The organism is Candidatus Protofrankia californiensis, from assembly GCF_900634765.1.
Taxonomy (GTDB): Bacteria; Actinomycetota; Actinomycetes; order Frankiales; family Frankiaceae; genus Protofrankia; species Protofrankia californiensis.
The window spans coordinates 7,977-9,371 of record NZ_CAAAFT010000283.1 but is presented as its reverse complement, the minus strand read 5'-3'; the positions used below and the strand labels follow the sequence as shown (position 1 = coordinate 9,371).

The window sequence follows — 1,395 nt, the reverse complement described above, 5'->3', positions numbered from 1 at the left end:
CTGTTGTGTGGGGGTGGAACGGGGCTGGGGTGGTTGTGGGGGTCTACGTGGCACGCTGTTGGGTCCTGAGGGAGTGAGTGTGCTTCCTTGGCGATCGTGGGAGCCCTCCGGTGCTGGTGTGCCGGGGGGTTCGGTCGCGGATCGGGTCATCTGCGTCGTGGAACTGCCGGTGTGTGCCGGTGGGCCGCGGGGTGTGGGTGGGGCCGTCTGTATCTTGAGAACTGCACAGTGGACGCGAGCATCTTTGTGGCCAAGTTATTAAGGGCACACGGTGGATGCCTTGGCACCAGGAGCCGATGAAGGACGTGGGAGGCTGCGATATGCCTCGGGGAGCTGTCAACCGAGCTGTGATCCGAGGATTTCCGAATGGGGAAACCCGGCAGGGCTTGAAATCCTGTCACCCGCGCCTGAACACATAGGGCGTGTGGAGGGAACGCGGGGAAGTGAAACATCTCATTACCCGCAGGAAGAGAAAACAACCGTGATTCCGCGAGTAGTGGCGAGCGAAAGCGGATGAGGCTAAACCGATTGCGTGTGAGAGCCGGCAGGCGTTGCGTGGTCGGGGTCGTGGGATCGTTCGGGCGGATCTGCCGATCTGTCGAGGAGTGAGAAAGTGCTGTGTTAGTCGAAGGCCATGCGAATGGGTCACCATAGCGGGTAACAGTCCCGTAGACGAAAACATGGTACCTCCTGAGCGTTATCCCAAGTAGCACGGAGCCCGTGAAAGTCCGTGTGAATCTGGCGGGACCACCCGCTAAGCCTAAATACTCCCTGGTGACCGATAGCGGACTAGTACCGTGAGGGAAAGGTGAAAAGTACCCCGGGAGGGGAGTGAAATAGTACCTGAAACCGTGTGCTTACAATCCGTGGGAGCGGGGGCTTTGCCTCTGTGACCGCGTGCCTTTTGAAGAATGAGCCTGCGAGTTTGCGATGTGTGGCGAGGTTAACCTGTTGTGGGGTAGCCGTAGCGAAAGCGAGTCCGAATAGGGCGTATGAGTCGCATGTCCAAGACCCGAAGCCGAGTGATCTATCCATGGCCAGGTTGAAGCGCGGGTAAGACCGTGTGGAGGACCGAACCCACCAGGGTTGAAAACCTGGGGGATGAGCTGTGGATAGGGGTGAAAGGCCAATCAAACTCGGTGATAGCTGGTTCTCCCCGAAATGCATTTAGGTGCAGCGTTACGTGTTTCTTGCCGGAGGTAGAGCACTGGATGGCCTAGGGGGCCTACAAGCTTACTGAAGTCAGCCAAACTCCGAATGCCGGTAAGTGAAGCGTGGCAGTGAGACTGCGGGGGATAAGCTTCGTAGTCGAGAGGGAAACAGCCCAGATCGCCAGCTAAGGCCCCTAAGCGTGCGCTAAGTGGGAAAGGATGTGGAGTCGCGGAGACAACCAGG

Annotated in this window: 1 rRNA gene (cut by a window edge); it reads left to right on the top strand. The window is 58.6% G+C overall.

The features are described 5' to 3' along the window. Nucleotides 1-248 precede the first annotated feature (248 nt). Nucleotides 249-1,395: ribosomal RNA gene (locus tag DD1DGNOD_RS28125) — 23S ribosomal RNA — on the top strand; it runs 2,184 nt beyond the window's last position.